The sequence below is a fragment of the Streptomyces sp. NPDC005303 genome (genome assembly GCF_040607335.1).
In the GTDB taxonomy this organism is placed as follows: domain Bacteria; phylum Actinomycetota; class Actinomycetes; order Streptomycetales; family Streptomycetaceae; genus Streptomyces.
The window spans coordinates 46879-59300 of record NZ_JBEXGM010000038.1; the positions used below are offsets into that span (position 1 = coordinate 46879).

Genomic DNA, 12422 nt, shown 5'->3' on the forward strand with positions numbered 1-12422 from the left:
CGGGACTGCCTGCCGAGACCGCTTTCCGCCCTACGGTCTGACGCATGCCAGAAACAGGAGCTTCCCCACTCCCCCAGACGCCACCGGCGCACTCCCCGCTCTTCCGCGCCGAGCACTTCATCTGGCTCACCGCGCGTGTGCTGGAACAGCGTCTGTTCGCGTATCACTTCCTGAACGGCGGCCCCGACCCGGTGGAGACGGCCCTGGACGCCTACCGCAACGCGGACGGCGGCTACGGCCACGCCCTGGACCCCGATCTGCGCGGCCCGGTCAGCCAGCCCCTGCACACCGCTCGCGCCCTGCGGGTGCTGGACGCGGTCGGGCGCTGCGGCGGACAGCGTGTGGAGCGCGTGTGCCGCTATCTCACCTCGGTGTCCACCCCGGACGGCGCCCTCCCCGCGGTCACTCCTGCCCAGCGCGACTATCCGACGGCCCCCTTCATTCCGGTCGTGGACGCCCCGCCGAGCGAACTGCTCAGCACCGGTCCCGTGGTCGGTCTACTGCACCGCAACGAGGTGTGGCACGCCTGGCTGTTCCGGGCCACGGACTTCTGCTGGCAGGCGGTGGAGTCCCTCCAGATGTCCCGTCCGGACGAGATCCAGGCCGCCCTGACCTTCCTGGACTCCGCCCCCGACCGCGGGCGCGCGCAGGCGACCGCCGACCGCCTCGGCCGCCAGGTGCGCGACCGAGGTCTGGCCACGCTGGACCCCTCGAACCTCGACGGCTGCGCCCCGGGCCGGCACCACTTCCCGCACGACTACGCGAGGACGCCGAACTCCCTGGCACGCGCATGGTTCACGGACGACGAGATGTCCCGCTCCCTGGACTTCCTCGCGGCCGAACAGCAGGAGGACGGCGGCTGGCCGTCCCGCCGACGCCAGTGGGCCCCCACCACGGCCCTCGAAGCACGCCCCACGATGACCATCGAGGCCCTGCAGACCCTGCGCGCGTACGGCCGCGAAGTTGGCTGAACCGCCACGACGAACCGTTGGCCGCGTACGACGGCAAGGGGCCGGGGTGGGGGGGGTGTCCGCCCGCAGCGGCCGGCGTCCGTCACCGAGCCCCCTTTTCAATGGACCGAACCGCCGGACCGAGGACGGACACCCCCCCACCCCGGCCCCGCCCCACCCACCGAACCCCATGCGCTACACAAGCCCCCACCGGGCAGCAACGGGCCGCCGCAGGCACGCAGGGGCGCGGGGAACTGCGCAAAACGCCCGCCCCCACCCCCCGACAACCCGAACCCGGCACCCACCGCAGGCACCCGGCCCAACCGCCGGAGACAACCCGCAGGTCAGGGCGGTTGTCAGTCCCCCGAGGCAAGATGGACGCATGGTCAGCCCAGCACACCGAGCCCTGAACGGCTTCTCCCCCTCCACCCGCGGCTGGTTCACGGGTGCGTTCGACGCGCCCACCACCGCCCAGGCCGGCGCATGGCAGGCCATCGCCGAGGGCTCGGACGTGCTCGTCGTCGCCCCCACCGGCTCCGGCAAGACCCTGGCCGCCTTTCTCGCCGCTCTGGACCAGCTGGCCTCCACGCCTCCACCCGCGGACCCCAAGAAGCGCTGCCGGGTGCTGTACGTCTCCCCCCTCAAAGCCCTCGCCGTCGACGTGGAGCGCAACCTCCGCAGTCCCCTCACCGGCATCCGTCAGGAATCCGTCCGCCTGGGCCTCCCCGAGCCCGAGGTCAAGGTGGGCATCCGCTCCGGCGACACCCCTCCGGCCGAGCGCCGGGCCCTGTCCACCCGCCCCCCGGACATCCTGATCACCACACCGGAATCCCTGTTCCTGATGCTGACGTCGGCGACCCGGGACGCGCTGACCGGCATCGAGACGGTGATCCTCGACGAGGTCCACGCCGTGGCCGGCACCAAGCGCGGTGCCCACCTCGCCCTGTCCCTGGAGCGGCTGGACGAACTCCTCCCGAAGCCGGCCCGCCGCATCGGCCTCTCCGCCACGGTCCGCCCGGTGGACGAGATCGCCCGCTACCTCTCCCCCCAGCGCAAGGTGGAGATCGTCCAGCCGAAGTCCGGCAAGGAGTTCGACCTCTCCGTCGTGGTCCCGGTGGAAGACCTCGGTGAACTCGGCGGCTCCCCGGTCGCCGAGGGCAACGAAGGCGCGGAACGCCCCTCCATCTGGCCCCACGTGGAGGAGCGCATCACCGACCTCGTCCAGTCCCACCGCTCCACGATCGTCTTCGCGAACTCCCGCCGTCTCGCGGAACGGCTCTGCAACCGTCTCAACGAGATCGCCTACGAACGGGCGACCGGCGAGCCTCTGGACGAACACCACGCCCCGGCCGAACTCATGGGCGGCTCGGGCGCGGCACAGGGCGCACCCCCGGTCATCGCCCGGGCCCACCACGGCTCGGTCTCCAAGGAACAACGCGCCCTGGTCGAAGAGGACCTCAAGGCGGGCCGCCTCCCCGCCGTAGTGGCGACCTCCAGCCTCGAACTCGGCATCGACATGGGCGCGGTGGACCTGGTGATCCAGGTCGAGTCACCCCCCTCCGTCGCCTCCGGCCTGCAACGCGTCGGCCGCGCGGGCCACCAGGTCGGCGCGGTCTCCACCGGTGTGGTCTTCCCGAAGTACCGCGGCGACCTGGTCCAGGCGGCGGTCGTCACGGAACGCATGCGGACCGGTTCCATCGAGTCCCTGAAGGTCCCCGCGAACCCCCTGGACGTCCTCGCCCAGCAGGTCGTCGCGATGACCTCGATGGACACCTGGCAGCTCGACGACCTCCTCGCCACGGTCCGGAGGGCGGCCCCCTTCGCCTCCCTCCCCGAGTCCGCCTTCACCGCGGTCCTCGACATGCTCGCGGGCCGCTACCCCTCCGACGCCTTCGCAGAACTGCGCCCGCGCGTGGTCTGGGACCGCATCGCCGGCACGATCACCGGCCGCCCCGGCGCCCAGCGCCTGGCCGTCACCTCCGGCGGCACCATCCCCGACCGCGGCCTCTTCGGTGTCTTCCTCGCCGGTTCCGACCCCAAGAAGGGCGGCGGACGGGTCGGCGAGCTCGACGAGGAGATGGTCTACGAGTCACGCGTCGGGGACGTCTTCACACTCGGCACCAGCTCCTGGCGCATCGAGGACATCACCCGCGACCGTGTCCTGGTCTCCCCCGCCCCCGGCGTCCCCGGCAGGCTCCCCTTCTGGAAGGGCGACCAGCTGGGCCGCCCCCTCGAACTCGGTCGCGCGGTGGGCGCGTTCCTGCGGGAGGTCGGCTCCCTGTCCAAGGAGGACGCCCGCCTGCGCCTGCTCACCGCGGGCCTGGACGCCTGGGCGGCGGACAACGTCCTGTCCTACCTGGACGAACAGCGCGAGGCCTGCGGCCACGTCCCTGACGACCGCACCATCGTCGTGGAGCGCTTCCGCGACGAACTCGGCGACTGGCGGGTCGTCGTCCACTCCCCTTTCGGCGCCCAGGTCCACGCACCCTGGGCCCTGGCCCTCGGTGCCAAACTCTCCGAGCGCTACGGCATGGACGCCCAGGTCATGCACGCCGACGACGGGATTGTCCTGCGGCTGCCCGACGCCGACCTGATGAGCCTGGACCTCCTCGACCGGGAACCGACCAGGGCCGGCACGGAGTACGACGCCGAACAGGCTCCGGTGGGCGCCGCCGACGTCGTCTTCGACAAGGGCGAGGTCGACCAGGTCGTCACCGACCAGGTCGGCGGCTCGGCCCTGTTCGCCTCCCGCTTCCGCGAATGCGCCGCCCGCGCGCTCCTGCTGCCGCGCCGCAACCCCGGCAAGCGCACACCCTTGTGGCAGCAGCGCCAGCGCGCCTCCCAACTGCTCCAGGTGGCGAGCGAGTTCGGTTCCTTCCCGATCGTCCTGGAGGCCGTCCGCGAGTGCCTCCAGGACGTCTTCGACGTTCCCGGTCTCGTCGAGCTGATGGGTGACCTGGAGTCCCGCAGGGTCCGCCTGGTCGAGGTCACCACCCCCGAGCCCTCCCCCTTCGCCCGCTCCCTCCTCTTCGGCTATGTCGCCCAGTTCCTGTACGAGGGCGACTCGCCCCTCGCCGAGCGCCGGGCGGCGGCCCTCTCGCTGGACTCGCGTCTGCTGGCCGAGCTGCTGGGCCAGGCGGAGCTGCGCGAGCTGCTCGACGCGGAGGTCCTGACCGAGCTGGAGCGCGAGCTCCAGTGGCTCACCGAGGACCGCCGGGTCAAGGACGCCGAGGGAGTCGCGGACATCCTCCGCGTCCTCGGGCCGCTCACGGACGCCGAACTGGCCGAGCGCGGCGCCGAACCGCAGTGGGCGCAGGACCTCGCCGGCGCCCGCCGCACGATCAAGGTGCGGGTCGGCGGCGCCGACCACTGGGCGGCGATCGAGGACGCGGGCCGCCTGCGCGACGCCCTCGGCACAGCGCTGCCGGTCGGCGTCCCGGAAGCCTTCACCGAACCGGTCAAGGACCCCCTCGGCGACCTCCTCGCGCGCTACGCCCGCACCCACGGCCCCTTCACCTCGGCGACGGCCGCCGCCCGCTTCGGCCTGGGCACGGCGGTCACCGAGGGCGCGTTGCAGCGGCTGGCCGCGAGCGGACGTGTCGTACAGGGAGAGTTCCATCCGGCGGGCATCGGCCAGGAGTGGTGCGACGCGACCGTGCTCCGCCGCCTGCGCCGCCGCTCCCTGGCAGCCCTGCGCCATGAACTCGAACCGGTGCCGCCACCTGCCCTCGCCCAGTTCCTGCCGCAGTGGCAGCACATCGGCAAGGGCCACTCGCTGCGGGGTGTCGACGGACTGGTGCGTGCCGTGGAGCAGTTGCAGGGCGCCTCCGTGCCCGCCTCCGCCCTGGAGAAGCTCGTCCTGCCGTCACGCGTCACGAACTACACCCCGGCGATGCTCGACGAGCTCACCGCTGCGGGAGAGATCGTGTGGGCCGGAGCGGGCGCCCTCCCGGGCAAGGACGGCTGGGTCTCCCTGTACCTGGCGGACGCGGCCCCTCTCCTCCTGCCCCCACCGCACCCCCTGGAGCTGACGGCCCTGCACCAGTCCGTCCTGGACGCCCTCACCGGCGGCTACGGCCTGTTCTTCCGCCAGATCGCCGACCAGGTCCGCGCCACCACCCACCCGGACGCCACCGACCCCCAACTGGCAGACGCCGTATGGGATCTGGCCTGGTCCGGGCGGCTCACCAACGACACGCTCACCCCCATGCGCTCGCTGCTGGGCTCCGGTCGCACCGCGGGTGCCACCGCCCACCGCGCCAAACGCACGATCCCCCGCGGCCGCTACGGCTCCCTCACCGCGGCCGCGCGCACCGCCTCCCGCACCGGTCCGCCGACCGTCGCCGGCCGCTGGTCCCTGCTTCCGCCGCGTGAGGCCGACCCGACCGTGCGCGCCCACGCCCTGGCCCGCACGCTCCTGGACCGCCACGGAGTGGTGACCCGCGGAGCGGTGGCGGCGGAGGGCGTGGAGGGCGGCTTCTCGGCGACGTACCGCATCCTCTCCGCCTTCGAGGACAGCGGCCAGGCCCGCCGCGGCTATGTCGTGGAGGGCCTCGGAGCCGCCCAGTTCGCCATGGACGGCGCGGTCGACCGCCTCCGCGCGGTGTCCAACGCCCGCGACCGCGGCGAGCCGCTGCCGGACACGGTCGGCCCCGACATCTGGAGTTCGGACTCGGCACAAGGCGACCCCTTGACCGAGGACTGGGACTGGGCCCGCGCCTTCGACAACCCGGACAGTCCCGGCCCCGAAGCCGGCGCAGACGGTCCCCCGTTCCCGCCGTCCCCCGTGCCCCCCATGTCCCCCGCCTCCCGTGACGAGTACATCTCACCGCGCGACTACCCGCCCCAGCCCGTCCCCCAGCACTGGCAAGGCACCCCCTCGTACGGTTCCGGCTTCGGGAGCCGCAGGCAGAACGCCTCCGACGCCTCCCGAGCCGTGGTCCTCGCCGCCGCCGACCCCGCCAACGCCTACGGCGCCGCCCTGACCTGGCCCGACCCCCCGACCGAGGCAGGCCACAAACCGGGCCGCAAGGCGGGCTCCCTCGTGGTCCTCGTGGACGGCGAGCTCACGCTCTACATGGAGCGGGGCGGAAAGACCCTCCTGGCCTGGCCCGCCGCCCCCGACACCACCCCGACCGACGACCCCCGCCTGCGCACGGCCTCCGAGGCCCTGGCAGCAGCCGCCAAGGCAGGCTCCCTGGGCACGGTCACGGTGGAACGCGTCAACGGCACCTCAGCCCTGACCTCCCCGCTCGGCACCCTCCTGGAAGCAGCAGGCTTCATCGCCACCCCACGGGGCCTACGCCTACGCGCATGAGCCCGCCGCACCTCACAGCACGCCCGGAGGGAGCCAGCAGGACCAGTGGCAGCTCCACTTCTTCCCGGCCGTCGCCCTGCGTTCACCGGCCGGCACAACGACAGCTTCCCGGGCTTCTTGATAGGCGACCCCTGGCCGGAGGGACGGCTGTGCGCGGTATCACGGCCTCCGCCGTGGTGACGCGGCCCGCGCGGCCCCACGGGAAGCTGTCACGGCAGGGCATGCTGCGCTCCCCGGGCGTGCCACGGGCCCGGCCGACCCGTGACGGTGCCGGGGTGCTGCCTCCAGTTCCGTCGGCCCCACGCAGTCCCGCGACCACCCGAACGCGAGGCTCCCCGACCGCACACCCGCCCCGGCCGCCTCGCGACCATCAGCGCACCCGCACCCGCACCCCCACCCGCCCCCGGCCGGACACGCACGTCACCCACCACCCGGACTGCCGCCACCCCCGGACTCCCCCAGGGCCGCCACTCCCCCCACGTCCCCTCAGCAGCCGACGGGAGCGCGTCCCCGCAGGGGCCACCCGCACCCGACCCCGAAACCCGCACGGGTGGTGCGCGTGGGACCAGACCGGCCGAAGCCGAGGCCGAGAACGAACCCCCACCCACCCCCACCTCCCATGCCACCCTTGACCCATGCCCGAAGGAGACACCGTCTGGCAAGCCGCGAAGCGCCTGCACACCGCCCTCGCGGACAAGGTGCTGACCCGCAGCGACCTGAGGGTGCCGAAATACGCCACGGCCGACCTCACGGGCCGCAGGGTCCTCGACGTCACCCCTCGCGGCAAACACCTCCTCACCCGCATCGAAGGTGGCCTGACCCTCCATTCCCACCTCCGTATGGACGGCTCCTGGAAGGTCTACGCGGAGAACCAGCGCTGGACCGGCGGCCCCACCCACCAGATCCGCGCGATCCTGGCCAACACCGACCACACAGCCGTCGGCTACCGCCTCCCCGTCCTCGAACTCCTCCGCACAGCGGACGAGCACAAGGCCGTCGGCCATCTCGGCCCTGACCTCCTCGGCCCGGACTGGGACCCCGAGCGCGCCCTCGCCAACCTCCTCCAGGACCCCGCCCGCCCCCTCGGCGAGGCCCTCCTCGACCAGCGCAATCTCGCCGGCATCGGCAACGTCTACAAGAGCGAGCTCTGCTTCCTGCTCGGCGCCACCCCCTGGCTCCCCGTCGGGGCCCTCCCCGCGGACCGCGCCGCACAGCTCCCGGCGCTCGCCAAGAAGCTCCTGGAGGCCAACTGCGACCGCCCGGTCCGCAGCACGACCGGCCGCCGCGGCCAGGACCTCTTCGTCTACGGCCGCGCACCCCGCCCCTGTCCCCGCTGCGGCACCTCCCTCCGCGTCGCCGACCAGGGCGACGGCTCCCGCGAGCGCCCCACGTACTGGTGCCCGACCTGCCAGATCGGCCCGGCCCCGAGCCCACAGCGCAGGGCACCCGGCGGAACACACCCCAGAACCTCACGCCGTACGACCAATTGACGCCCCGTCAGAAACGCTCGTACCGTCGCTCCATGGCCGTCAGCGCGTACGACCTCACCGGACGCACCGCGTTCGTCACCGGCGCCGCGAGTGGCATCGGCCGCGCGACCGCCGTCCTGCTCGCCGAGGCGGGTGCCACCGTCCACTGCGCCGACCTCGACCCGGCCGGGCTGCACGAGACCGCGACCCTGATCAAGGACGCCGGCGGCACCGCCCGCACCCACCCGCTCGACGTCACCGACCGCGACCAGCTCCGCCAGGCCATCTCCTCCTGCGAGCGCCTGGACGTACTGGCCGCGATCGCCGGGATCATGCACAGCAGCCCGGTCCTGGAGACGCGGGACGAGGACCTCGACCGCGTCCTGAACGTCAACTTCAAGGGCGTACTCCACGCCTGTCAGGAGGCGGCCCGCCTGATGCTCGACCGGAAGACGCCGGGCAGCATCGTCACAATGGCTTCAGGCGCCGTGGACACGGGCGGCGCCGGCCTGCTCTGCTACGGCGCCTCCAAAGCAGCCGTCGTCCAGCTCACGAAGACCTTGGCCACCGAGGTCGGCCAGTACGGCATCCGGGTCAACGCCGTCGCACCCGGCTGGATCCGCACCCCCATGACCGACCGCCACGACGAGAACGTCCAGGCCCACACCGAGGCGCTGATGTCCCGTATGTCACCGCTCAAGCGCGTGGGCGAACCGGAGGACATCGCCCACGCCGTCCTCTACCTGGCCTCCGACGCCTCGTCCTTCACGACAGGCCAGATCCTCCGTCCGAACGGTGGGGTGGCGATGCCGTGGTAACCGCCCCCACCTCGCGGGCCTGTCCGGCCGCCGCGGGCCTCCCCACCCGCCACGCCTGACGCCACCGCCCAGCACCCACGGCCCCCGCGGCCCGCGCCTTCGGCACACAGTGCACCGGCAGCAGACTCAGCCCCCATCCACCGGCCGCGACCGCCCCTTCGAGCGCTCCGGCGTCCGGCGCCAGCACCAGCCGCGCCACGGCCCACCACCACAGTGCCCCGAGCCCGAGAGCCATCCCCCGGCGTACTGTCGGCCCCGCCATGCAGCCACCTCCAGCCCGGACGCTAGACCGCCGCCACACCCACGGGGAGGGCGCACCAAGGGCACACGGACGCACTGACGCGGCCGTCGCTCCAAGATGCACGAAAACCCCGACCGGCGCCTCTCCAGACCAGCTGGAGAAACCCGTCCGGGGCCTCGCAGACTTCCTCTCGGCGAACCATCAGCTCATGGCACACCGAGCGCGAGCGTCACGCCGCTACGACGTCCACCGCTTCGCTCGGTGCCTTGATGGTCACTCGTTCCGGTGGCACACCCTTCACCGACACGGAACCCAGCATCGGGCGCACTGGCGCCGGTACGGGCTCGCTGGGGGTGGCCGCAGCAGACTGGGCCAGCTCGGCGAGGGCGAGCTCGTCGCTCACTTCCCGCATGAGCTCGGACATCCGTACGTCCAACGCGTCGCAGATCGCGGAGAGCAGTTCGGAGGAAGCCTCCTTCTGCCCCCGCTCCACCTCGGAGAGATAGCCGAGTGAGACTCGGGCGGAGGAGGAGACTTCGCGCAGAGTACGGCCCTGGCGCTGGCGCTGCCGACGCAGCACGTCACCCAGCAGGCGACGGAGCAGGATCATCGGTGGCTCCCTCCTCGGACCGCGTAGCCGCATCCTTCACGCCCCACCGTACCGCCTTGCGCCGCGGCCGTGCGGGGAGCGATGTCGTGTTCACTCAGGGCTGCAAACATCAAAACCCCCCGTTCCGTTCCGTATCCTGTGTCCGCTCATTCCCGGTCTGTTCGCTCGCAAGCTCCTCAAGAAGGAGTGCGAGTACGCTCCGTACACTCTCCATACGAATTTCCGCGCGGTCGCCGTTCAACCGCAGCGCGGTCACTTTCCCGCCACCCGCTGCTTCGGAAGCGCTGACGGAGGGCCCTTCCACAGCCACGAAGACCGTCCCGACGGGCTTGCCGTCCTGTGGTTCGGGACCCGCGACTCCGGTGGTCGCGATGCCCCAGTCGGCGCCGAGTGCCTTACGCACTCCCGCCGCCATCTGGGCCGCGACCTGCGGATCCACCGCACCTCGCTGGTCCAGCAGGGTGGCGTCGACACCCAGCAGCTCACGCTTGAGCTCGGTGGCGTAGGCCGTCACCGAGCCCCGGAACGCCTGGGACGCGCCGGGTGTCGCTGTGATTTCCGCCGCTACCAGTCCACCCGTGAGCGACTCGGCGACCGCGAGCGTCTGACCCTTCACGGTGAGTAGTCGTACCACTTGGGCGGCTGGGGAATTCACGCTTCCGTCTCCTCCAACGCCGCCTTGCGCTCGGCGATTCCCTGCCTGCGCAGCACAATGGCCTGTCTCACATAGTCGAGCCCGGTCACGACGGTCAGTACGACCGCCACAGCCATCACCCAGAACCGCGCGGTGGCCAGCCACCCCGTCAGCGCCAGGATGTACATGCCTACGGCGATGCCCTGGCTGAGGGTCTTGAGCTTGCCGCCACGGCTCGCCGGGATCACGCCGTACCGGATGACGAGGAAACGCAGGAGGGTGATCCCGAGTTCCCTGCCGAGGATGACGATCGTCACCCACCAGGGCAGGTCGCCGAGCCCGGAGAGACAGATCAGCGCCGCACCCATGATCGCCTTGTCGGCGATGGGGTCGGCGATCTTCCCGAAGTCCGTGACGAGGTCGTAGGCGCGTGCCAGGTGCCCGTCGAACAGGTCGGTGATCATGGCGATCGCGAAGGCCGCCCAGGCGAACGAGCGCCACGCCGGGTCGTGTCCGCCGTCGGCCAGCATCAGGGCGACGAAGCCGGGCACGAGGACCAGCCGGAGCATGGTCAGCAGATTGGCGATGTTCCAGACGCTGGCCTGGTTGACGGCCGCGGCCGCGATCTTTCCCCCGCGCGCGGGCTTCGCACCGGAGTCGCCGTCGGTCTCCGAAGCCGCTCCGGCAACGATCCCGACCTCGGGGAGGGCACTGGCGCGCACCTCGGCAGCCGTACCGGAGACCGCGTCCGAGGGGGCGTCCGGTGCCACGCCGGACACGGCAGCGCCCGCCGGTCCGCCCTTCGCGGCGGAGGGGCCACCTGCAGCGGACGCCGGGACTCCGGTCATCTGCCCGCCTCCTCACTACACGCGAGCGGGCCGTCGAGCGGCTCGGCCACCAGGTCGACACCTTCCGTACCGACCACCTTCGCCTCGACCATACGACCGACACTCAGACCTTCGCCGCTCGTGAGCAGCACCTGGCCGTCGGTCTCCGGCGCCTGGTGCGCGCCTCGGCCGTACACACCCTCCTCGTCCACCGACTCGACCAGCACCTGCACGGTCTCGCCGACGCGCTCCTCGGCGCGCTGCGAGACGAGTTCCTCGGCGAGCCGGGAGACACGTGCCAGCCGCTCGGCGACGACGTCCTCGTCGAGCTTGTTGTCGTACGTCGCCGCCTCGGTGCCTTCCTCGTCGGAATACCCGAAGACACCGATGGCGTCCAGTCGCGCCCCGTTCAGGAACCGCTCCAGCTCGGCGAGGTCGGCCTCGGTCTCGCCCGGGAAACCCACGATGAAGTTGGAGCGCACGCCGGCCTCGGGGGCCTTGCCGCGGATGGTGTCGAGGAGCTCCAGGAAGCGGTCGGTGTCACCGAAGCGGCGCATCGCGCGCAGTACACCGGGGGCGGAGTGCTGGAAGGACAGGTCGAAGTAGGGCACGACCTTGGGCGTGGAGGTGAGCACGTCGATCAGACCGGGCCGCATCTCGGCGGGCTGGAGGTAGCTGACACGCACGCGTTCGAGGCCGGCCACGTCGGCGAGTTCGGGCAGCAGGGACTCCAGCAGGCGGATGTCCCCGAGGTCCTTGCCGTACGACGTGTTGTTCTCGGAGACCAGCATGATCTCCTTGACGCCCTGCTCGGCCAGCCAGCGCGTCTCGTTCAGCACGTCCGAGGGGCGGCGGGAGATGAAGGAGCCGCGGAAGGACGGGATGGCGCAGAAGGAGCAGCGCCGGTCGCAGCCGGAGGCGAGCTTCACCGAGGCGACCGGGGAGCCGTCCAGACGGCGGCGCAGGGGCGCACGGGGGCCCGAAGCCGGGGCGAGGCCGTCGGGAAGGTCGGCGGGGGCGGGAACAGCTTCCTCGGCGGGGCCATGGCCCGGCAGCGCGACGGACGCCGCCGACTCCTGGCGCTCGGCGGGGCTGATCGGCAGCAGCTTGCGCCGGTCGCGCGGGGTGTGGGCGGCGTGGATGCCGCCGCTGAGGATCGTCTGCAGCCGGTCGGAGATGACGGCGTAGTCGTCGAAGCCGAGCACCCCGTCCGCTTCCGGCAGGGCCTCGGCGAGGTCCTTGCCGTACCGCTCGGCCATGCAGCCCACCGCCACGACGGCCTGGGTTCTGCCGTGTCCCTTGAGATCGTTGGCTTCCAGGAGGGCGTCGACGGAGTCCTTCTTGGCGGCCTCGACGAAGCCACAGGTGTTGACGACGGCGACGTCCGCGTCGGCGGCGTCCTCCACGAGATCCCAGCCGTCCGCCTCCAAACGGCCTGCGAGCTCCTCCGAGTCCACCTCGTTGCGGGCGCAGCCAAGAGTGACGAGTGCGACGGTACGGCGTTCAGGCATGGGCTCAAGACTACTTCGTCCCACTGACACCCCACGTCGAAGGGG

The 12422-nt window shown here is 72.1% G+C and carries 9 protein-coding genes and 1 pseudogene; 5 read left to right on the forward strand and 5 right to left on the reverse strand.

The genetic code is table 11. The features are described from left to right. Positions 1-44: 44 nt before the first annotated feature. The 5 genes and pseudogenes from ABZT93_RS34945 to ABZT93_RS34965 all read left to right on the forward strand — a co-directional run bounded on the left by ABZT93_RS34945 (position 45) and on the right by ABZT93_RS34965 (position 8554). Positions 45-971, forward strand: coding sequence for a hypothetical protein (locus ABZT93_RS34945; protein ID WP_356112252.1), 927 nt, complete (start codon positions 45-47; stop codon positions 969-971). A 361-nt stretch (positions 972-1332) separates the two neighbouring features. After that, positions 1333-6267, forward strand: coding sequence for an ATP-dependent helicase (locus ABZT93_RS34950; RefSeq protein ID WP_356112253.1), 4935 nt, complete (start codon positions 1333-1335; stop codon positions 6265-6267). A 19-nt stretch (positions 6268-6286) separates the two neighbouring features. After that, a pseudogene (locus tag ABZT93_RS34955) lies at positions 6287-6438 on the forward strand (gamma-glutamyltranspeptidase); the annotation flags it as partial. Between the two features lie 464 nt (positions 6439-6902). Then, entirely contained in the window at positions 6903-7757 is an 855-nt protein-coding gene (locus tag ABZT93_RS34960) for a DNA-formamidopyrimidine glycosylase family protein (protein ID WP_356112255.1), read from the forward strand. Between the two features lie 32 nt (positions 7758-7789). After that, positions 7790-8554 carry an SDR family NAD(P)-dependent oxidoreductase gene (locus ABZT93_RS34965; protein ID WP_356112256.1) on the forward strand — a complete coding sequence of 255 codons (765 nt, stop codon included), beginning with the start codon at positions 7790-7792 and terminating at the stop codon, positions 8552-8554. Here ABZT93_RS34965 and ABZT93_RS34970 read toward each other — a convergent pair. The 5 genes from ABZT93_RS34970 to rimO all read right to left on the reverse strand — a co-directional run bounded on the left by ABZT93_RS34970 (position 8502) and on the right by rimO (position 12377). Beyond that, the gene (locus ABZT93_RS34970; RefSeq protein WP_356112258.1) at positions 8502-8816 is read right to left on the reverse strand and encodes a hypothetical protein; all 315 of its coding nucleotides are present in this window, start codon (positions 8814-8816) and stop codon (positions 8502-8504) included. The genes ABZT93_RS34965 and ABZT93_RS34970 overlap by 53 nt on opposite strands. 208 nt (positions 8817-9024) lie before the next feature. Next, positions 9025-9405, reverse strand: coding sequence for a helix-turn-helix transcriptional regulator (locus tag ABZT93_RS34975; RefSeq protein ID WP_007385114.1), 381 nt, complete (start codon positions 9403-9405; stop codon positions 9025-9027). Between the two features lie 109 nt (positions 9406-9514). Further along, positions 9515-10060: a CinA family protein gene (locus ABZT93_RS34980; protein ID WP_356112260.1), complete on the reverse strand. Its 546-nt coding sequence runs from the start codon at positions 10058-10060 to the stop codon at positions 9515-9517. Beyond that, a complete protein-coding gene (gene pgsA / locus ABZT93_RS34985) occupies positions 10057-10887 on the reverse strand; it encodes a CDP-diacylglycerol--glycerol-3-phosphate 3-phosphatidyltransferase (protein ID WP_356112262.1) in 831 nt (276 codons plus the stop codon). The genes ABZT93_RS34980 and pgsA overlap by 4 nt, the downstream gene beginning before the upstream one ends. Continuing rightward, a complete protein-coding gene (gene rimO, locus ABZT93_RS34990) occupies positions 10884-12377 on the reverse strand; it encodes a 30S ribosomal protein S12 methylthiotransferase RimO (RefSeq protein WP_356112264.1) in 1494 nt (497 codons plus the stop codon). Before rimO ends, pgsA begins: the two co-directional genes overlap by 4 nt. Positions 12378-12422: the final 45 nt, after the last annotated feature.

What these genes read in the sequence shown, in the direction of transcription:
- ABZT93_RS34945 (WP_356112252.1), top strand. Translation starts at nt 45, where the DNA reads ATGCCAGAAACAGGAGCTTCCCCACTCCCCCAGACGCCACCGGCGCAC.
- ABZT93_RS34970 (WP_356112258.1), bottom strand. Translation starts at nt 8,816, where the DNA reads ATGGCGGGGCCGACAGTACGCCGGGGGATGGCTCTCGGGCTCGGGGCA.
- ABZT93_RS34960 (WP_356112255.1), top strand. Translation starts at nt 6,903, where the DNA reads ATGCCCGAAGGAGACACCGTCTGGCAAGCCGCGAAGCGCCTGCACACC.
- ABZT93_RS34965 (WP_356112256.1), top strand. Translation starts at nt 7,790, where the DNA reads ATGGCCGTCAGCGCGTACGACCTCACCGGACGCACCGCGTTCGTCACC.
- rimO (WP_356112264.1), bottom strand. Translation starts at nt 12,377, where the DNA reads ATGCCTGAACGCCGTACCGTCGCACTCGTCACTCTTGGCTGCGCCCGC.
- pgsA (WP_356112262.1), bottom strand. Translation starts at nt 10,887, where the DNA reads ATGACCGGAGTCCCGGCGTCCGCTGCAGGTGGCCCCTCCGCCGCGAAG.
- ABZT93_RS34950 (WP_356112253.1), top strand. Translation starts at nt 1,333, where the DNA reads ATGGTCAGCCCAGCACACCGAGCCCTGAACGGCTTCTCCCCCTCCACC.
- ABZT93_RS34975 (WP_007385114.1), bottom strand. Translation starts at nt 9,405, where the DNA reads ATGATCCTGCTCCGTCGCCTGCTGGGTGACGTGCTGCGTCGGCAGCGC.